General features: G+C 44.7%; 19 protein-coding genes and 1 rRNA gene. 13 read left to right on the top strand and 7 right to left on the bottom strand.

Going from position 1 to position 20,075, the window contains the following annotated elements:
* Window positions 1-39 precede the first annotated feature (39 nt).
* From ACUYLD_RS10195 to bcp, 4 genes are read left to right on the top strand one after another with little or no spacing between them, the layout of a single operon-like run.
* Window positions 40-1,080, top strand: coding sequence for an ABC transporter ATP-binding protein (locus tag ACUYLD_RS10195; protein WP_028540997.1), 1,041 nt, complete (start codon window positions 40-42; stop codon window positions 1,078-1,080).
* The gene (locus ACUYLD_RS10190; RefSeq protein WP_053324641.1) at window positions 1,073-1,867 is read left to right on the top strand and encodes an ABC transporter permease; all 795 of its coding nucleotides are present in this window, start codon (window positions 1,073-1,075) and stop codon (window positions 1,865-1,867) included. The genes ACUYLD_RS10195 and ACUYLD_RS10190 overlap by 8 nt, the downstream gene beginning before the upstream one ends.
* A 4-nt stretch (window positions 1,868-1,871) precedes the next feature.
* The gene (locus tag ACUYLD_RS10185) at window positions 1,872-2,660 is read left to right on the top strand and encodes an ABC transporter permease (protein ID WP_080710685.1); all 789 of its coding nucleotides are present in this window, start codon (window positions 1,872-1,874) and stop codon (window positions 2,658-2,660) included.
* Window positions 2,661-2,700: 40 nt separating this feature from the next.
* Complete coding sequence (gene bcp, locus ACUYLD_RS10180) at window positions 2,701-3,177, top strand: thioredoxin-dependent thiol peroxidase (protein ID WP_250259419.1); 477 nt, start codon at window positions 2,701-2,703, stop codon at window positions 3,175-3,177.
* Window positions 3,178-3,246: 69 nt separating this feature from the next.
* Here bcp and ACUYLD_RS10175 read toward each other — a convergent pair whose 3' ends face one another.
* The 5 genes from ACUYLD_RS10175 to ACUYLD_RS10155 are packed head-to-tail and all read right to left on the bottom strand — an operon-like array spanning window position 3,247 to window position 8,505.
* Window positions 3,247-4,362, bottom strand: a complete 1,116-nt coding sequence (locus ACUYLD_RS10175) for a GerAB/ArcD/ProY family transporter (protein WP_446674941.1) — start codon at window positions 4,360-4,362, stop codon at window positions 3,247-3,249.
* A 15-nt stretch (window positions 4,363-4,377) separates the two neighbouring features.
* Window positions 4,378-4,614 (bottom strand): hypothetical protein, encoded by a 237-nt coding sequence (locus ACUYLD_RS10170; protein WP_250259417.1) that lies wholly within the window; start codon window positions 4,612-4,614, stop codon window positions 4,378-4,380.
* Window positions 4,615-4,643: 29 nt separating this feature from the next.
* Window positions 4,644-5,753: a GerAB/ArcD/ProY family transporter gene (locus tag ACUYLD_RS10165; RefSeq protein WP_250259416.1), complete on the bottom strand. Its 1,110-nt coding sequence runs from the start codon at window positions 5,751-5,753 to the stop codon at window positions 4,644-4,646.
* 5 nt (window positions 5,754-5,758) lie between these two features.
* Window positions 5,759-6,967, bottom strand: a complete 1,209-nt coding sequence (locus tag ACUYLD_RS10160) for a Ger(x)C family spore germination protein (RefSeq protein WP_446674940.1) — start codon at window positions 6,965-6,967, stop codon at window positions 5,759-5,761.
* Window positions 6,964-8,505: a spore germination protein gene (locus ACUYLD_RS10155; RefSeq protein WP_446674939.1), complete on the bottom strand. Its 1,542-nt coding sequence runs from the start codon at window positions 8,503-8,505 to the stop codon at window positions 6,964-6,966. The genes ACUYLD_RS10160 and ACUYLD_RS10155 overlap by 4 nt, the downstream gene beginning before the upstream one ends.
* Before the next feature lie 156 nt (window positions 8,506-8,661).
* Here ACUYLD_RS10155 and ACUYLD_RS10150 point away from each other — a divergent pair, with 156 nt between their 5' ends.
* Window positions 8,662-9,855, top strand: coding sequence for an MFS transporter (locus ACUYLD_RS10150; RefSeq protein WP_250259414.1), 1,194 nt, complete (start codon window positions 8,662-8,664; stop codon window positions 9,853-9,855).
* Here the strand turns inward: ACUYLD_RS10150 and ACUYLD_RS10145 are convergent, their stop codons facing one another.
* The gene (locus ACUYLD_RS10145; protein ID WP_250259413.1) at window positions 9,856-10,512 is read right to left on the bottom strand and encodes a DedA family protein; all 657 of its coding nucleotides are present in this window, start codon (window positions 10,510-10,512) and stop codon (window positions 9,856-9,858) included.
* Window positions 10,513-10,657: 145 nt separating this feature from the next.
* Here ACUYLD_RS10145 and guaA point away from each other — a divergent pair, with 145 nt between their 5' ends.
* Window positions 10,658-12,196 carry a glutamine-hydrolyzing GMP synthase gene (gene guaA, locus ACUYLD_RS10140; protein WP_013308777.1) on the top strand — a complete coding sequence of 513 codons (1,539 nt, stop codon included), beginning with the start codon at window positions 10,658-10,660 and terminating at the stop codon, window positions 12,194-12,196.
* A 400-nt stretch (window positions 12,197-12,596) separates the two neighbouring features.
* Entirely contained in the window at window positions 12,597-13,214 is a 618-nt protein-coding gene (locus ACUYLD_RS10135) for a Type 1 glutamine amidotransferase-like domain-containing protein (RefSeq protein WP_446674938.1), read from the top strand.
* A gap of 85 nt (window positions 13,215-13,299) precedes the next feature.
* Here ACUYLD_RS10135 and ACUYLD_RS10130 read toward each other — a convergent pair whose 3' ends face one another.
* Window positions 13,300-14,430 (bottom strand): Gfo/Idh/MocA family protein, encoded by a 1,131-nt coding sequence (locus tag ACUYLD_RS10130; RefSeq protein WP_446674937.1) that lies wholly within the window; start codon window positions 14,428-14,430, stop codon window positions 13,300-13,302.
* A 131-nt stretch (window positions 14,431-14,561) separates the two neighbouring features.
* On the opposite strand from ACUYLD_RS10130, the gene ACUYLD_RS10125 reads away from it, so the two are divergent.
* The 6 genes from ACUYLD_RS10125 to ACUYLD_RS10100 all read left to right on the top strand — a co-directional run.
* The gene (locus ACUYLD_RS10125; protein ID WP_348621544.1) at window positions 14,562-15,407 is read left to right on the top strand and encodes a LysR family transcriptional regulator; all 846 of its coding nucleotides are present in this window, start codon (window positions 14,562-14,564) and stop codon (window positions 15,405-15,407) included.
* Between the two features lie 19 nt (window positions 15,408-15,426).
* A complete protein-coding gene (locus ACUYLD_RS10120) occupies window positions 15,427-16,098 on the top strand; it encodes an SGNH/GDSL hydrolase family protein (protein WP_446674936.1) in 672 nt (223 codons plus the stop codon).
* Window positions 16,099-16,251: 153 nt separating this feature from the next.
* Window positions 16,252-16,722, top strand: a complete 471-nt coding sequence (locus ACUYLD_RS10115; RefSeq protein ID WP_446675179.1) for a MarR family winged helix-turn-helix transcriptional regulator — start codon at window positions 16,252-16,254, stop codon at window positions 16,720-16,722.
* A gap of 21 nt (window positions 16,723-16,743) precedes the next feature.
* Window positions 16,744-17,682, top strand: a complete 939-nt coding sequence (locus tag ACUYLD_RS10110; protein WP_254351198.1) for an NADP-dependent oxidoreductase — start codon at window positions 16,744-16,746, stop codon at window positions 17,680-17,682.
* 278 nt (window positions 17,683-17,960) lie between these two features.
* On the top strand, window positions 17,961-19,331 hold the full coding sequence (locus ACUYLD_RS10105) for an NCS2 family permease (protein ID WP_446674935.1): 1,371 nt from the start codon (window positions 17,961-17,963) through the stop codon (window positions 19,329-19,331).
* A 446-nt stretch (window positions 19,332-19,777) separates the two neighbouring features.
* Window positions 19,778-20,075, top strand: a 16S ribosomal RNA gene (locus tag ACUYLD_RS10100); the annotation flags it as partial.

Raw genomic sequence — 20,075 nt, 5'->3', positions numbered from 1 at the left:
TAACTATGGATTTTACAAATCCTGATTGAGAGGTATAACATGCTGGCAATTGATGTGCAGGATCTGCGCAAAACATTTAAGGTTCAAAAAAATCGCGAGGGCTTAAAGGGTGCCTTCCTTGATTTATTCGCCCGCGAATACAACGAGGTAGCCGCGGTCAAAGATATATCTTTCCGTATTCCGCAAGGAGAAATATGCGGTTATATCGGTGAGAACGGCGCCGGAAAGTCCACCACGATTAAGATGCTGACAGGCATTCTCGTGCCGACATCGGGACATCTCAAGGTGGGCGGTTATGTCCCTTATGAGGAACGCGAGAAATTTGTAGGCAACATTGGCGTTGTTTTCGGTCAGCGCAGTCAGCTTTGGTGGGACATCGGTGTGATCGAGTCTTTTCAACTACTGCGGAAAGTATATCAGGTTCCGGCTACGGACTTCAAACGTAGGCTGGATGAGCTGGTAGAGAGGCTGCAATTGCAGGATCTGCTAAGCCGCCCGGTACGCAAGCTTAGTCTCGGGCAAAGGATGCGCTGTGAGTTGGTAGCTGCCTTGCTGCACAATCCGTCTATTGTTTTTCTGGACGAGCCGACCATTGGGCTTGATATTATGGTGAAATCCGAAATTCGTGAGTTTCTGAAGGACATGAACCGGGATCACGGTACGACTATTTTGCTGACGACCCATGATTTGCAGGATATTGAAGCGCTGTGCTCGCGCGTCATTATGCTGGATGATGGAAATATCATTTATGATGGTGGTCTGGAGGATCTGAAGGCGCGTTGGGGGACAGGTCGAGAAGTACGGTTCCAGTTTGGCACATCGACCCAATTGGAGCAATTACAGGCATGGACTGCTGATATGCCACTGGCTTGGACGATGGATAATGATTTGGCTGCCAAAGTTTGGATTCCTCTTCATATTAATGTATCGGATGTGCTCGCTTGCGTAGTCGGTCGCACGGACATTACGGATATCAAAATCATTGAAACCAACACGGATGATATCGTCCGCAGTATCTATCAGTCTGGTTCGGCTGAACGCCAGGGCAATCCGATAGTGGAGGCCAAAGTTCATGCTTAGCGTATACACCGATTTTATTCGTATCCGATTTCTCACGATGCTTGCGTATCGTGTGAACTATTATTCAGGAATCCTTATTTATTGCATGAATATTGGCGTGTATTATTTCACATACAAAGCGATATATGGCGATGCGGGTAGCATTGGAGGCTTTACCGCTGCTCAGATGACGACGTATGTAGCAGTATCGTGGATGGCGAGAGCTTTTTATTTTAACAATCTGGATCGTGAGATCTCGACGGATATACGTGATGGAAGCATTGCAATTCAGATGATCCGACCTTATAACTATGTACTTGTTAAATTTATGCAAGGACTCGGCGAGGGTATGTTCCGTTTTCTGCTGTTTATGATTCCAGGCATGGCGATTGCGATGCTGTTATTTCCGGTAAAGCTTCCCACGGATCCGGTAGCCTGGGTTGGTTTTCTGGTCATGCTGTTTTTTAGCTTTATGATCAACACTCAGATTAATATTATTACGGGATTAACGGCCTTTTTTATCGAAAATAATGAGGGCATGATGCGTATGAAGCGCGTAGTTGTAGATCTGTTTTCTGGGTTGATTTTGCCAATCAGTTTGTTTCCAGGCTGGCTGGCGACGATCGCCCAATGGATGCCGTTTCAGGCGATTACCTATTTGCCGGGTTCTGTATTTACGGGACGTGTAAAAGGCGTTGGCATCTGGAATGTACTGGGTATCCAAATCATTTGGCTGGTCGTTCTGCTCGTGCCGATGATCATCATTTGGCGACTGGCGCGCAGACGTCTGTTCGTGCAGGGAGGGTAAGCCGATGATGTACTATTTGGGTCTCATTAGCGAATATTTGAAAAATTACATGAAGTCACGGCTCACCTATCGGGCTGACTTTTGGGTAGAAGTGATTTCAGACCTGCTGTTTCAGGCCACGAATCTTATTTTTATCCTGGTTATTTTTATGCATACAGACAGTTTGGGAGGCTGGAGTGAAAATGAAGTCGTGTTCGTTTATGGATTTTTCATGGTTCCTTACGGACTATTCAGCTGTTTCGTCAACCTTTGGAACTTTAGCGAACGTTATATTGTGAAAGGTGAGCTCGATCGGGTAATGACTCGTCCTGCATATAATCTGTTCCAGATTTTCCTTGAAAATGTGGACCCGCCCGCGCTGGTGGGCTCAGTGATCGGTCTGATTATTATGGGGATCAGCGGGGCACAGATGGACTTGGCTATGGAGTGGTGGTTCGTACCAGCGCTGATCGTTTTGAGCCTAAGTGCCGTGGCAATCTATACGGGCATTTACACCATATTGACTTCTCTTTCATTCTTTTCGGATGCGCCCACTGGAATTATTCCGCTCATGTACAATATTCAGGGCTACGGACGTTATCCGGTGACCATCTATAACCGTGCCATTCAGGTTGTGCTGACTTGGATACTACCTTTTGCTTTTGTTGGTGTATATCCAGCCTCCCTATTCCTCCACCGAGAGGACATGCGCCATATGGCTCTCTTAACTCCTGTGATGGGGATTGTCTTTCTGACCTTGGGCTTACTGGCATGGAACTGGGGAATTCGCCGCTACAGAGGGGCAGGCTCGTAGGTCAGATCACATAAGCCCCCACAAGATAGGAGATGATGAGATGTCCACGATATTTACCGTTATTGGGCAAGAGGCACCGGATTTTGAATTGCCTGGGAGTGAAGGAAAGCGTGTCAAGCTGTCTGATTATCGAGGTAATAGGGTGTTGCTGTATTTCTATCCCAAGGATTTGACCTCTAGCTGCTCGACCCAGGCTTGTGATTTTCGGGATAAACATACGGAGTTTGAAGGCTTGAACACGGTGATTTTGGGGATAAGCCCAGATCCACTCAAGCAGCATGACAAGTTTATTGCAAAGTACGGACTCCCTTTTCAGTTGTTATCTGATGAAGAGCATCAGGTCGCTGAGACGTATGGTGTATGGCAGCAAAAACAGATGTACGGCAAGCAGTACATGGGTATTGTTCGGTCTACGTTCCTTATTGACGAAAATGGAATTTTAGTTCATGAATGGCGTGGTTTAAGAGTGAAAGGGCATATCGATGCTGCGCTGGCTTACATTCAGGATATGGCGTAAGTGAAGAACAAAGAAAACCTTTTGGAATCGGATTATGCTTTTTTAAGCATCGGTTTCAAAAGGTTTTTGTTAATTTTTAGATGCGTTTTGTCGATGCTTCCACTTTTGCTTGCAGAGATAAACACCCCATAAAACAAGCGGAATGATCAAGCCGTTGGTATAATGCCAAGTAGACATAGGATAAACCAGAGTTCTTACATAATAAAACACATTTGGGGTTATCGAAATGGTCATGCCAAACACAAGCCCTCCTGCGGGGATGACAAAGGGACGGATATTAGAAATTCGGAATAGTTGGGTTGTTCCGAAGGTAAACGCGTAAAAGAAAATGACTCCCTTGAAAAAAGCGGCCAGTGCCCAGGTTAATGAGACAAGCGACTCAATGCGTGTAATATAATTCAGTTCATTGATTTTTGTTGTAAGTGCAGAAGAAATGTATGGACTGTAGTTGGTCACAAAGGGCCCAATGATAAGGAGGGAGAGCAGTAAAAAGAGGGTAATCAGCACTCCGCCTATGAGCGACGCCAGCAGCATATCTCTTTTAAAGTGGCCTCTTTTGTTTACAAAAGGAAATACCATGAGCATGATAGACATGCTGGCAAAAGGCATTCCCGCGCCTGGAACCATCCCTTTAGCAACAGGAGCGAGCCCGTTTTCCAAAACAGGCCGTACATTAGAAAGCTGAATTTGTGGCAGGAGTGCCAAGATCAGACCACAGAAGATGAGTACATACACAGGTAGCAAAATCTCGCTAACCCGACTAAAGGCTTCAATTCCCGCTAGCGCAGTAAGCACCAGTAGTGAAACTTCCATCGCCAGTAGAACGCTCAAAGGGGTTTCTTCAAATAATTGTGTACTCAGAAAATCTCCTACCTCTCTCGCATTAAGGGCGGTACCCATAAAAAAATAAAACAGATACCAGCAGGAAACAATAGATCCGAACACAGGTCCCAAAATTTTGCGGATGGCTTCAATAAGCGAAAGATTCGGGTAGAGCTCATGAACGCGAATAAGTACATAAATGATAACTAAGCCCAACGGGATAGATAATATAGAGCTGATCCAGGCATCCTGCTGAGCAATATGTGTAATGATAGTCGGATAGATTAAGAGCATATCCCCGATTAAACTCAGGAACATCAGGACAGTCACTTGCCGAACGCTAATACGTGCTTTTTTTAACATGTGGCTGCCTCCTTTCTAAAAACCAAATATATTTGACACAAAAGCGTTAACAGGGTTATAGATGGCTTCAATCAGAATCAGCGGGCTTGGCGTAACCTCTAATTTTGCAGCAAGAATACTAAGCCATGTGCCTAATCCGAGCATAATGATATACACGAACATATCCTTAAAGCGATGCTTTCGGTACAAGCCTGGTAAATCTTTGGCAGCAATGGCTAGACCGATACAGATAATGACAATGGTGATCAGCATGTTAAGGCTCCTTCCGTTAAGGGTGAGGGTCAACCAGGTCCCAGGCTGTGACGGCCTTTCGATCTAAACTTGTATACGACAAGCAGCAGCAAGGGAAGGACCACGGAATCAGTCAAATCCCAATAAATCCAGGCGTGAACGATCGTATCCAGATAATAAGTAATGTTGGGTGCCGACACGATAATCAGACCAAACAGGATCATGAAGCTAGGGCCCAGAAAAGTCCGTACATTGTCTAAACGCAGTAGCTGAGTCATTCCTAAGGTAAAGGCATAAAAGTGTAAGATGGTTTTAACAAAAGTAGTGATAATCCACGCTGTGCTCATCAGGGATTCAACCCTCTGTAAGAAATTCCCTATGTTAATTTTTTTAGATAGCATATAAGAGGTATACACGCTGTGTTCGGTTACAAAAGGGCCCAGAACCATGAGAGAAACCAGGAGTAGTACGCTTAACAGAACGCTGGCAGTAAGGCCGGCTAGTAAAACCGATTTTTTTAGACCCGGTTTTTTGCTTACATAGGGGAAAATCATGAGTAAAAAAGCTAATTCTCCGAAGGGGTAGGAGAGCGCAAATAGGCTGCCTTCCATAATCTTAGGAATACCTTGCTCCATAATAGGCTTAAGCTGCTGACTTTCACATTGGGGAAGCAAGCACAGGATTAAAAACAAAGCGAAAGCCAAGCACAATGGAAATAAGATTTGAGCCGTACGGGCAATAGGCTCCAATCCCATATACATCCCCCACATCAGCACAAGGATTAAGAGTAAATTGATAACGGGAAGAGGTGTCATCACATAGGTCTGGCTGTTCATAAAATCTCCAACTTCTCTTAAATAAATCGCTGAATTCATCATTAAATGGAACAAATACCATATTGAGATGAGGGCGCCTAGCCACGGACCCAAAATTCGCTGGCAGAGCTGAATAAAGGTAAGTTCAGGGTATAGCTGGTGTACCCGCAGGAGCAGCAGCAGTACAGCTAGTCCTGCGGGGATGCTTAGAAATGAGCTGATCCAGGCATCCTGCTTGGATATGCTAGTAATGAGGGAGGGATACACCAATACGCAGTCTCCGATAATACTCAAAAATACGAGTACGGCTATATTTGTAATGCTGATACGCCCTTTCTCCTCCACCCAGCTCACTCCTTCATTTCTTTTTGGAACGATTCAAACAAAGAACCAATTTTTTTGATCGTCGTCTTTGCCTTATATTCAATCTGTAAGTCCATAAATGGATTTTCTTTTTCTTCTTTTAGTCTTTTCCAAAGCTCTGGTTTGGACTGGTGGATCAGCTGACCAAAGCCGAAAATGTCTGATTTAAACTCACGACGAACAGTCTCTACGGAATGCTTCATAATTTCAACGATTTTTTCATTGCTTGCGGCCTCAATTTCTTTAATATCAGCCATACTGCTTAATTTCATATGCTTACAATTGACCTCTCGTACAGTGCTGTCGTTGGTAACGGATATGGAGATAACAGGTTCTCCATCGCGAATGATCACTTTTTTTTGGGTTTCGCTGTTCAAGGCTAATAAGGCGATAGTCCCCCCTCCCTGACAGTCGACGTGTCCTGTAGTTGATTCCACTGTATTCCGAATGTAATTAAACCCTTTGCTGTCTTGTTCATTGATCCAGCCCAGCAAGCGGTCTTTTTTTAAGACACCGATACCGGAGAACCTCAGTATGGTTCCAGGAGATATGCTTTTGGTGTCATCTATACCTTTTTCATTAGACGATTCTATATCTCCCAAAGCTTCCAAAGCGGGCAGAGTGGACTGGATGTCAGGATTAGCCAAGTCGCTCAGCAGTTGATCCATGGTTACTTTGGTGGCAGGAGCCCATGTTTTGGTTAACGTATCCAATGAAGCAAACATTTTATTGGCCGGTAACTTTTCAAGTGGAGTGGGGATCTTTAGCATCGTGGAAGCCTTGTTATCTTTGGCTATCGCAATATAAAAGTCACTTCTAGTAAAAGGCTCTCGCATCAAGGCTTCAATCGCATCAGAAATTCCTCTTCTCGCATACTCTTCACCTAAAATCAGCATACGAATATGAGATAAATAGATGATTCGCGGGCTTGTATCCGTCATTTTTTGAATAGCCTCTTGAATTGTGGGCGCAGTGGCCTCATAAGTAACGACGGGCGAGCCTGCACTTGGTGAAGATTTGGAAGCTACTGCCGAAGGAATAACCACCTGAGCCGTCACCTGATACTGGTCACCTTCCATATCCACTCCGATCCCAATAGCGATGCCCAGCTCGTTTAATTCTTTGCGATCCCAGCATCCACCCAATAGTAAAGCAATCAGCCCCCAGACGATGAGCAAATGTATGGTCTGCTTCATGGTTGATCCCTTCTGGTTTTTGATTTATTGCCAATCCGTCTTTTTTTCGTTTTTTGGCGGATCATATTTTGGATAGAAATGGATTGAGGCCGTGTCGTCATGCGAGGCCAAGGTAGGCGAAACAGCGTATCTTTCATATCGCTTTCCACATAGGGACCAAACGGGCTCATATAAGATACTCCAAACGATCGCAGACTGGTTAAGTGCAGTAAAAGCACGATTAAACCCATCAATATTCCAAGAAGCCCGAAGGCTGCGGCTAGCATCATTAAGGCGAAGCGTATAATACGAACCGCTATCGACAGGCCGTTTTCTGGAATAACATAGCTGGAGATGGCGGTGATTGACACGATAATGACCATAGCCGCCGAGACAACCCCCGCATCCACGGCTGCTTGCCCAATAACCAGTGTCCCTACAATAGATACAGCCTGTCCGACTGTCCTCGGAATTCTGACTCCTGCTTCACGCAAAATTTCATAAGTAATTTCCATGAGCATCGCCTCGATAAAGGCTGGAAACGGTACGCCTTCCCTTTGTGCTGCGAGACTGACCAATAAGTTTGTAGGAATCATCTCTTGATGAAAGGTAGTTACCGCAATATAAACTGCTGGTGCAAGCAAAGCGATAAAAAAGGAAAAGAAACGCAGCAAACGCAGCAAAGTGCTGATGTCAGCACGCTGGTAATAGTCCTCCGCCGACTGGAAAAATTGAACGAACAATGCGGGTATCAACAGTACAAAGGGGGTCCCGTCCACCAAGATAGCGATTCGGCCCTCCAGTAGGCTAGCAGCGACCGAATCCGGGCGCTCGCTGTTATAAATGGTGGGAAACGGGGTGAAGGTTTCATCCTGAATTTCCTCCTCGATGTAACCCCCTTCCAAAATCCCGTCAATATCAATTCGGTCCAGACGTTCTCTCAGTTCCTGAATAACTCCTTCGTCAGCAATCCCTTTGACATACATCACGGCCACATTGGTATGAGTCACTTGGCCGATCTGTCTTGTTTCCATCCAGAGACGCGGATCGCGGATTCGCCTACGAATTAGGGCAGTATTGGTACGCAAATTTTCGGTAAAAGCCTCCATTGGACCCCGTACGACACTTTGGGATTGGGGTTCGCTGACACTGCGATCCTCCCAACCGACCGCATCAATCCATATGCCCTTTGCGTATCCGTCCAGCAAAATGATAATACCGCCAGATAGCATCTGGTTGAATAAGGCATCCATTTCGTCCACACTACCTGAGTTACCTGCAATCAAAACTTGATCCTTTAAATAGTCGAACGGTTCCGCACCCTCCGGTACATGATGCTCGTTTACCCGCATTAATGAACGTAGAACGGAATCATGGAGCAATTGAGTGTTAATCAGACCATCGATATAAAACAAAGCTGCTGGCCATTTTTGCATCCATAATAGCTCTTTAATGATTACATCTCCGCTGTTTCCAAAGGAGCTTTCGATATGGTTTACATTATCCCTCAAGTTAGAGGACACATGAGTAAGTGGACAACTTTTATTCTGATTTGGCATACGTAAAATCCTCCGATATTGGAGTTTGTTGGCTTAGTATGCTCTGAATATATGAATTTATGCCTTGACGATTATAGAGCGATTTTTATAAATTAGATATATAACTAATTAGATTTATGTATAATGAATGAACCCTAAGTATCGGAGTTGATTAAAATGGTAGATAGACAATACAGGAAGTTATTTGCCGCAGGTATCATTAACGGAATGGGAGACCGATTCTGTCAGATCGCTTTGTTGGCTTTAATTTATCGGCTTACCGGTTCGGGATTCAGTGTGGGTATCCTGCTGGGATTGCGGGTGATTCCTTTTTTAGTCCTGTCACCTGCGGCGGGCGTGCTTATTACCCGCATATCCCGGCGTATGCTTATGATGACCACGGATCTTTTCAGAGGCTTGGCAGCCCTTGCCTTTTTAGGTGTTCATAGTCCTGAGGACATATGGATCATTTATGGAGTCAGTACCCTGCTAGCCTGCGGAGAAGCTTTGTATGCTCCTGCTCGTAAATCATCCATTCCGCTGCTTGTTCGTCCCTCCAAATTATTGAAGGTGAACAGTCTTGAGCAGGTGATGAGCGGGCTGGTGCTGGTCGTTGGTGCTGCTGCCGGAGGCATCATATCTGCTCTCTTTGGACCACAAGCTGCATTTATATTGAACGCAGCAAGTTTTTTTGCCGCAGGTTTGATCGTTCGCAATATTGCATTTCCACCTGTCATGAAGGAGAAAATAAGCAGGGAGGATCATCCAAACCGGAGCAGATCGCGAATGTTGGACTGTATTCGTGCATCCGTTCCTCTCCAAGTTGTTGTTGCATTTGAGTTGCTGGTTCCCATGCTCAATGGCATTGATAATGTTCTGATTAGTGTATATGCAGTGCAGGAATTCAGGCTGGGCGATGCCGGAATCGGATTGTTTTACGCCGCTTTGGGCGCGGGTCTGGTTGCCAGCTATGCAATAGGATATTTATTCAGTGGTTCTTTGTTGAAGGGAGGACTGGTATGCCTTTTGTTGGAGGGGATTTTACTTATGGGTTTAAGCGGTATTTATCACGCATGGGCGGCGGTTGCTATTTACTTCTTAATTTCGTTGGCTGGCGGGGTAGGGGCCATTTGTCTGGATACATTATTAATGCGGGAGACCCCATTGTATTTACAGGGTCCATTGTTGGGCATGCTGACGGCGTGGAGCCAAGGTACCATCGGATTGTCTATGTTTGGAGCAGGGGTGGCGATTGAAATGATGGAGCCGCGTATGTTGGGTTGGGTTGGAGGCGCGGGATTTGTGGTGATATCTATCGTGATTTCGATGTATTATGCAAGGATTCGTAGCCGTAAGGCAGCAGGAGTTTGACTACTTCAAGTCATCCTTGTTGCTGGTTTTCACCGATTTTTCAGATTTGCGTAGCGAGCTAAACAGGGAGCTTCTCCACCGGTAAATAATATACAGCAGGATTATGAACCCGACGACTCCCGCAATTCGCAGCGCATACAGCTCTACCAAATGGAAAATGGCATCCCATTGGGGACCAAATAGCTTGCCGATGCTTAGAAAGAGGATGACCCAGAATAAAGCGCCGCTGTAAGCATACAAGACAAATTTACGGAAAGAAAGAGCAATAATCCCGGCAAAATAACCGGTAAAATGCCTGACACCGGGGATAAAATATCCAAGGAAGATAAGCCAGTATCCATATCGTTGGAACCATTTTTGTGTTTTCTGAAGCTTGTCCGGCGATAACAAAACCCATTTACCGTATTTCTGAATAAAGGGGAGTCCAGCCCATCTTCCAATAAAGTAGGTAATAGTCATACCGAGGGTTGTGCCCAGAAAAGCTAGTAGCACCAGTTTACCGAAATCCAAGGTACCGGCATAGGAGAGATATCCCGCATAAGCCATTGTGGTTTCCCCGGGAAATGGTAAAGCAATAAACTCAAGCAGCAAGCCGAAAAAAAGGACGCCGTAGCCGTATTCTTCGAACAATTGCGCGATCCACTTCAGCACATCCATCGTTTACACTCCTACGAACAGATTGAGTATTTTAGAATCAATTCATTTTAACAATCTTTTCATGCCCACTCAACTCCGGTTGATTTCTTGACGTCTTGTTTTATCGTTGCGTATAATGAAACGAACAATTGAGGGAGGCACGGTAATGAATAAGCCTAATGAAATCGTTGTAGTTCTTGATTTTGGAGGACAATACAACCAGTTAATCGCAAGAAGAATTCGGGATCTCGGCGTATATAGCGAGCTCCTTCCATACAATACGCCTGCGGAGAAGCTGAGAGAGCTGGCGCCAAAAGGGATTGTTTTCTCAGGCGGACCTTCCAGCGTATATACAGACAATGCTCCTCAGGTGGATCGGGCAATTTATGATCTTGGCATCCCTATCTTTGGTATTTGTTATGGCATGCAACTGATGGCTCACCAACTGGATGGTAAGGTAGAACGTGCGGGCAAGCGTGAGTATGGCAAAGCAGACGTGCAATTCAATCAGGATGCCCGCTTGGCTAAAGGATTGGATTCTCGTCAAACCGTATGGATGAGTCATGGGGATCACGTTACAGATCTGCCGACTGGCTTTACACTGGATGCAGGAACAGAGAGTGCGCCGATTGCCGCGATGAGTAACCTGGAGCGGAATCTGTATGCGGTGCAATTTCATCCAGAGGTGCGTCATTCCGTTCAAGGTAACGAGATGATCAGCAACTTCCTTTATGAAGTGTGCGGTTGTGAAGGCAACTGGACCATGGAGTCGTTCATTGAAGATCAGATTCGTGAGATTCGTCAACAGGTAGGCGACAAGAAAGTATTGTGTGCCTTAAGCGGTGGCGTGGATTCTTCCGTTGTAGCGATGCTCATTCACAAAGCGATCGGTGACCAACTGACGTGTATGTTCATTGACCATGGATTGCTGCGCAAAGGTGAAGCCGAAAGTGTAATGGAGACGTTCGTTGGTAAATTTGATATGAAAGTTGTCAAAATTGACGCACGTGAGCGCTTCTTGTCCAAGCTGGCAGGAGTCGATGATCCAGAACAAAAACGTAAAATCATCGGTAACGAGTTTATCTATGTGTTCGAGGAAGAATCTTCTCAATTTGACGATTTTACTTTCCTGGCACAAGGTACGCTGTATACGGATATTGTAGAGAGCGGAACAGCAACGGCACAGACCATTAAATCTCATCATAATGTGGGTGGTTTGCCAGAGAACATGAAGTTCAAGCTGATCGAGCCGTTGAATGCTCTGTTCAAGGACGAAGTGCGTAAAGTCGGCGAAGAATGTGGATTGCCAGCTGAGATTGTATGGCGTCAACCATTCCCAGGTCCGGGTCTTGCCATTCGTGTGCTGGGTGAAGTGACAGAGGACAAGCTAACGATTGTTCGTGAGTCGGATTACATTTTGCGCGAGGAGATTGCTAAAGCCGGTCTGGACCGGGAAATCTGGCAATACTTCACCGCTTTGCCGAATATGAAGAGTGTTGGCGTTATGGGCGATGCTCGTACGTATTCTTACACTGTAGGTATTCGTGCAGTAACCTCCATCGACGGTATGACCGCCGACTGGGCACGTATCCCTTGGGATGTGCTGGAGAAAATTTCGGTACGTATCGTAAACGAAGTGGATAACGTGAATCGCATCGTGTACGATATCACCTCCAAACCACCAGCAACGATTGAGTGGGAATAAACGCGGGAACTCCCGCCCTGTAATCACAAACCTTTTGAGATTCACCAATACAACATCAGGACTCCTCCGCATCGGCCGAAATATCGCTGTGCGGCAGGAGTCTTTTTTACGGATTCAAGGTCGAACATCTGCTCCCACTCCAAAATGAGAGCGGGGAAGAGAGTATTTTTATGGGTCAAAATCAAGGAACCCCAGTTATTTACAACGGATATGAGGTTGAAAAAGAGGAGATATTATTCAATAATAATGTCTTCTTTTTTATATGACTTTATCAGCTTCAAGCTTTTTATGTTATCCTCCAATGGTGTCATGTTTTGATACTAATATATTTTATAATATACCTAGAGTAAAGTGTTACATATCCCGTTTCATTAGACGCTGTTCTAAGGAGAATAAAGAGATGAAAAAATTATTTTTGTCGTCCTCATTTAAGGATGTTGCACCATGGTTAGTCCATTTCGTCGGTGAAAACTTGGAAGGAAAAAAAGTCACCTTCATCCCAACCGCAAGTATTCCAGAGAAAGTTAAGTTTTATGTGGAATCAGGAAAAAAAGCATTAGAGAGTTTAGGATTAGTCGTGGATGAAATCGAAATAAGCACAGCAACCTGGGATGAAATAGCGAGTAAAATTAGAGGAAATGACTATATTTATATTACCGGAGGCAACACATTTTATTTACTTCAAGAGTTAAAAAGAACTGGGGCTGACAAAATCATTGCTGAAGAAGTTAACGCAGGGAAATTGTATATAGGCGAATCTGCCGGTTCGTTGATTTTATCACCGAATATCGAATATGTTCAACTTATGGACGATGTTCAGGAGGCCCCTGCATTAGATTCCTTTGCTGCGCTAGGGGTCATTGGATTCTATCCAGTCCCCCATCATACGAACATTCCGTTTAAAAAAGCGGTGGAGAACATCATTGAGGAATATGGCAGCCAATTAAATTTATATCCAATCAGCAACGCCGAAGTTATTTTGGTTGAAGGTGACAGGATAAAAGTGGAGAACACATGACTTCATTAAAAAGGTAGCACAATATAAAGAACCTTTAACTCCACATCTATCGTGGGGTTGAAGGTTCTTTTTTTATAATCCTACCTTACCATACGATCTTTTTCCCAGTTGCAGCCGATTCCTCAATGCGGTCCAGTAGCTGGTGCAGCTTTAAGGCATGGTTGAAATCGGGAGCGAGACGGGTGTGTGTCAAAATATCCTCGGCAAAAACATAATGAGCCTTGGCTACATTCAGGGTTACCCCTTGTTTTGGGAAATCCAGGCTTGTATTAGGCTCTCTAGTTATACTTATTTGTTCAAAAGAGCCATTAGGACCATGACTCTGCGTACTGCTTGGATCGTACACAAGTTTTTCGAGCGTTAGATTCCCAAATTGAACATGCCCAAGCGAAGGATTCTGTGTCAAACGCAAAATGCCCTTTTTCCCCTGAATCTCTATCTCAAACTTAGAATTTACTCCACCTTGAATGTGAACGGATACCGGTACTCCTTTTTCCAACAGCCCGTGAATCAGAATCTGATCGGCTGTATCCTTGGAAATGACTTCACCCGTTTCCTGAATAGTGGCTTCGTTATAGCGGGATGATGTGATGGCCGATAACTCGCGGAATTCGCCAACGATGTATTGCAGTGCATCTAGGGAATGCCCGCCATTAATCGTGAGCAGATTAGCCCCATTGGCTCTATTCAGCAAATAAGCAGTGTCCTGATTTACTTGTCCTCCTTTACCGGGAGTAGCTACTTGCATATGACAGGATATAATTTCACCAATCTCTCCGCCCTCTACGAGTTTTTTCATCGTTTGCACTTCAAGATCCTGTCGTGCCTGCAAGCCGACGGTATGATGAATGCCTGCCAATTCCGCCGCCTTGGCCATTTTAGCAGCTTCCGCAGTGTTTGCCCCCAAGGGCCATTCACAAAAAATGTGCTTACTCTCTTGAATTGCCGCCATCACCGCCTCGTAATGATGGGGAACTTTTATGCTCACCACGACCATATCCACATCCTCGGAAGCTGCGAGCTTTTTGGCATCATCAAAAGCCAGTGCCGCGCCTACTTCTTCTGCGCTTTGTCGCGCACTCTCCATACGAGAGGTACCGACGGCAGTGATATCCAGGTTTAAGTGCTTGAGCAAAGCCGGAATATGCGTTTGACTGGCCCATTTATTATTCATCGAACCTCCTACGATACCTACACGAATCTTCTTTTTGATCATGTTGCCATACCTCCTGATTTTTAAAATGAGGGTGGAAAATAGCATCCAAGGCCAATATAATACATTTAACTCATAAATAATAATGCTTGTTTATGATATAGATATCATTTTATTTGATGGGAGATGAAGAGATGGATATTGAAAATATGCAAGCATTTGTTTCGGTGGCAGAGCTGAGAAGCCTGACAGAAGCAGCTCAAAAGTTGAATCACCTGCAATCGAATATGACGGCCAAAATAAAGAAGCTGGAGGCTCATTACGGCACAGCGTTATTTTACCGAAAGCCCCGTGGTATGGAGCTGACACCTGCAGGAGAAATCCTATATGCTCAGTTCAAGCAAATGTTGTTGCTATGGCAAGACACGGAGATGAAAATGAGACCGCAGGAGGAAAAGCTGCGCATCGGTACGATGCAGTCCATTGTTGCGGGGGAAACAACAAGGGCGCTTACGAAGGTATACGAGCTGTACCCGCAGGCCTCGGTTACATTAAAAACCGGAACCACCACGGAAATGGAGCGATTGATCCTCGATGGCGAGCTCGATATTGCTTTTGTCACAGGCTATCCCACCAACCCGTATATTCATTATCAAAAAATATGCCGTGAAGAGCTGGTGCTGGTGGGGAAAGGTATACATGAAGGCTCGGATCTCAAACAGGTGCTGCAAGGAGCTTCTATTATCATATTGTCGGATGGCTGCCTGTACCTAACGCATTTAAAGAAGATGTATCAGGACATGCAATTGACCCATGGCGAGGTGGTGGAGGTCGGTGTGTTTGATACGATGGTGGAATTTGCCTTGATGGGAATGGGAATCACCCTTATGTCTAAAAGGCTTGCGCGGCAATTCAAAGTAACATCCTATTTGCCCACTCCCCCAACCTTCGGCTACATGGATACATATTTAATCTCTCGTCCAAATCACGAAATGACAGCGATTGAACATAAATTTATCGAAATCAACAATACGATCTAATAGATAGGAGAGACATCGAATGACAATTAATCAAGGCAAATACCAAGGCAGCCATGCTGTATTTCTGGGCGATAGCATTACGTATGGATATGAATTGCGTGATAAAGAAAAGCCTTATCCCCATCTTGTGAGCGACGCACTGGGATTCCAAACCTTTGAGAATCACGGCATATCCGGCAGCAGTGTAGCCAGTGGCGGTTTTGAACCGATGTGTGAGCGTTATGAGAAAATGAACCCTCATGCGAACGTGATCTTTTTTATGGGGGGGAGAAACGATTTTTCGATGGGAGAAATATCGTTCGGTAGCTTGAATACGCCATCGACAGAAACGCGTACGTTTTATGGTGCGCTCAAGCATATCGCCGAAGGATTAATTAACCGTTATCCGGACAAGCTGATCGTCTTTTTGACTCCGCCTCACGGATCAAGTGATACGGTTCCTGAGCATCTGCCTAATGCCATTACTGGTCAAGTCTATAGCGCGTATGCACAGGCTGTGAGAGAAGTGGCCTCACTTTATTCTTTCCCGTGCTGCGATCTGTGGAATATCACCGGAATTCAACCACTATTGCCTGTACATAAACAAATGTACTTTACAGGGGAAAATGGTGTTCCTGACGGCCTGCACCCGAATCAGGCAGGCCACGAGCGGATGGCGGCCCGTATTATCGGATTTATGAATACACTGTAATTTGGACCATTTCATCGTTTTATTGAATGACCCTACTAACTACAAGTTCTAGAATGCTCAGGCTATCCGCTTAGCTTGAGCTTTTTTTTGTGAATGTAGGATTTGTATATACTTGTCTCAGACTTGTTTATTTCTAGTGACGGTGTATAATACCTGATACATCAATTGATGGGTCAAGCATTAGAAGGAGGGTTTGTCATCGAACATTGCTCTGAAAGAAGCCAGTTGTTTTATCGCATGCATCTTTTGTGTAAAGAAATGAATAACGCTTTTGAAGCACAATTAAAAACCAGTTTTACCAAGGTCGAAATTTTGTATCATATTGATCATCGTCAGGAACTAAGTCAGCTAGAGCTCCAACATCTGCTCGTTCTGGATGGTGCAGCAGTGACCCGACATCTGAGAAGGCTGGAAGAGGAAGGTCTGATTTTACGTAGTAAAAAAGAGCAGGATAAGCGTGTGACCTATATACGTTTGACCGAATTAGGGGTTCAAGAGCTGCAAGTTTTGTCAGAGCAAAGACAAGCCTTTCAGGAAAAGCTGCTATGTAAGTTTACAGATGAGGAAATTGTGGTTTTGACAGATGTGCTACAACGTATGTCTAGCAATGTAAAGAATATGTAAATGTGCGAGGAGGAAATGAATATGAAAGCCATCGTTATAGATCAGTATGGAAGCAAGGATGAATTGAAAGAAAGAGAAGTGCCTACTCCTACACCACAGGCTCACCAGGTTGTAGTCAAAGTGGCGGCTACCTCCATCAATCCAATTGACTGGAAGCTACGTGAAGGTTACTTAAAACAAATGATGGATTGGGAGTTCCCGATTATTTTAGGCTGGGATGTAGCCGGTACTATTTCGGAAGTAGGCAGCGAGGTCACCGATTGGAAAGTGGGAGATGAAGTGTTTGCACGCCCGGACACCACCCGATTCGGTACTTATGCCGAGTATACCTTGGTGGATGATCATCTGCTGGCACGTAAACCCGCCTCAATTTCTTGGGAGAAAGCCGCTTCTGTACCTTTGGCGGGGTTGACTGCTTGGCAGGCGCTCTTTACACATGGTCAACTGACCAAAGGGGAAAAAGTATTAATCCATGCAGGTGCAGGTGGCGTAGGTATGTTTGCTATCCAGTTTGCCAAACAGGCCGGAGCCTATGTCATTACTACAGCCAGTGAGCGTAATCATGAATTGCTTGCTTCATTGGGAGCCGACCAAATCATTGACTATCGTACAACTCGTTTTGAGGAAGTTTTATCTGATGTGGACGTGGTGTTCGATACGATGGGTGGGGATGTTCAGAAAAACAGCCTTAAGGTAGTGAAAAAGGATACCGGACGGATCATATCCATTGTCAGCAATTTTGACGAAGAGTTGGTGAAGGAGTACAACGTAACAGCCCAAAATATATGGCTGGAGCCCAACGGACAGCAACTACAGGAAATTGCCGATCTGTTGGAGCAAAAGAAAGTAAGATCGGTAGTAGGAGCTACGTTTCCTTTTTCACAAAAAGGTTTGTATGACGCACACGCTTTAAGCGAAACCCACCACGCTGTTGGTAAAATTGCAATAACCTTCTCATAAGGACGCATACACATATACAGCATGAAAGGAATTGCACGATGAAGATTTTATCTGATTCCTCTAAATGATAACCCGTCAGCTGCATAATAGCTTGCGGGTTTTCTGTTTTCCGAACAATACATATGTGTTCAATTTGTAACATTCGCTTTTTCTGTTGACAAGCAGTAGGTGAGAGCCTAAAATAACGAATGTAATAATATAGCGCATATGAATGCGAATATTACTTCAAACGAACGACAACAATACGAGTATGCTTTGCGTAGGAGGAATTACGACTCATGGAGCGTTTCTTTAAATTAAAGGAACATGGCACGAACGTCCGCACAGAGATTATTGCGGGGATTACTACTTTTATGACCATGGCTTATATTCTGGTGGTCAACAATACCTTTTTAGGTCCGACTGGAGCAGGTATGCCCAGTGAAGCTGTCTTTTTTGCGACGGCGGTAGGTGCAGGTTTGGTTACCATACTGATGGGGTTATTCGTTAATGTGCCGATCGGCATGGCGCCGGGTATGGGCTTAAATGCTTATTTTATGACTGTAGTCCTGAGTTCCAATGGCATGATTACTTGGCAAGCGGCACTTGGCGCTGTATTTATATCCGGTATCGTCTTTCTGATTTTAACCGTGACACGAGTAAGACAGATGCTGCTTGTTGCAGTTCCGGAAAATTTAAAGACAGCCATTACAGTAGGTATCGGTTTGTTTATTACGATTGTCGGCTTCAAGCTTTGTAATCTGGTTATGGTGAGCATCGTTCCAGGGACAGATGTTGGTCAACCGGTTCCGGGTCATGCTTTTAATTTGATTCTGGGAAGTCTGGTACATCAAAAGGATGCACTGCTGGCGCTAATCGGATTGCTTATTATCGCAGCACTGATGGTCGTACGGGTCAAAGGTGCATTGCTGATTGGGATCGTAGCTACTACATTAATCGGTATTCCGATGGGAGTAACAAATTTGAGTAGCTTGACAACAGGCAACTGGATTCCTGATTTCAGTAATTTGGCTGTAGGTCAGTTAGACTTGAAAGCAGCTTTGCATATCGGTCTGTTTGATATCATTTTCATTTTCACATTTGTAGAGTTGTTTGATACGTTCGGTACCTTGGTAGGTACGGCTACACGCGCGGGTATAATGAAAGATAAGAAAAAAGGCGAGAAAATTATCGGTAAAGCGATGCTGGTGGATGCAGTTGGGGTAAGTACTGGTGCAGTATTGGGTACAAGTACGATTACAGCATTCGTAGAAAGCTCCGCAGGGGTAGAAGAAGGTGGACGTACCGGATTGACTGCTGTAACGACAGGTATTCTGTTCTTGTTGGCCCTGTTTATTGCACCGTTGGCTCTGGTTGTGCCTTCTGCCGCTACTGCTCCAGCTCTGATTATCGTTGGGGTCCTAATGATGAGTCAGGTTCGCAATATCGACTGGGATAACTTTCTGTTGGCGTTTCCTGCATTTTTGACCATTGTGCTGATGCCTTTCACAGGTGGAATCGCGAATGGTATCTCTGCTGGTATTCTGTCTTACGTTGTGCTGGCTGTGTTTAGTAACCTGTTTACCAGCAATAAAGTTAAAATTCACTGGCTCATGTGGGTGCTTGCTATTATTGTAGTGATCCGCTTTGCCTTTATGGGCTCCGAATAATCAGTAGATATATAACACAGAACCTCTTTCCTGTTGCTTAAGGGAAGAGGTTCTTTTTTTGTAGTTAGATGCAGATAGATACAAAGGAGCTATTATATAGAAGGAAAACGAATAATAATAAAGCATTGTGACATCTTATCTAATAAATGCTTGCAAAAGGGATATGTATATGGTATATTCTAATTCCGGCCAAGAAATACAATATTGTGAGCGAGTGTTACAAAAAAAGATTTCAAAAAATGCTTGCAAAGTTGGTTCGGACATGATATGATATAAGAGTTGATGAGGCGACAAACTGAATCCACAAGAAAAGAAGTTTGATCTTTGAAAACTGAACAACGAGTGAGTAAAACGATTTTGTTCGCAAAATCAAACAAGAGATATTTTATCTCGTCAGTTTCAAAATGAGCTTATCGCTCTTTCTATAAACCAGCTTCGGTTGGTCTTTAATGGAGAGTTTGATCCTGGCTCAGGACGAACGCTGGCGGCGTGCCTAATACATGCAAGTCGAGCGGGGTTATGTAGAAGCTTGCTTCTACATAACCTAGCGGCGGACGGGTGAGTAACACGTAGGCAACCTGCCCACAAGACAGGGATAACTACCGGAAACGGTAGCTAATACCCGATACATCCTTTTCCTGCATGGGAGAAGGAGGAAAGACGGAGCAATCTGTCACTTGTGGATGGGCCTGCGGCGCATTAGCTAGTTGGTGGGGTAAAGGCCTACCAAGGCGACGATGCGTA

It is taken from the genome of Paenibacillus sp. SER-28 (assembly GCF_052906305.1).
The sequence above is the reverse complement of the archived record's forward strand: the minus strand, read 5'-3'. Positions and strand labels throughout refer to the sequence as shown.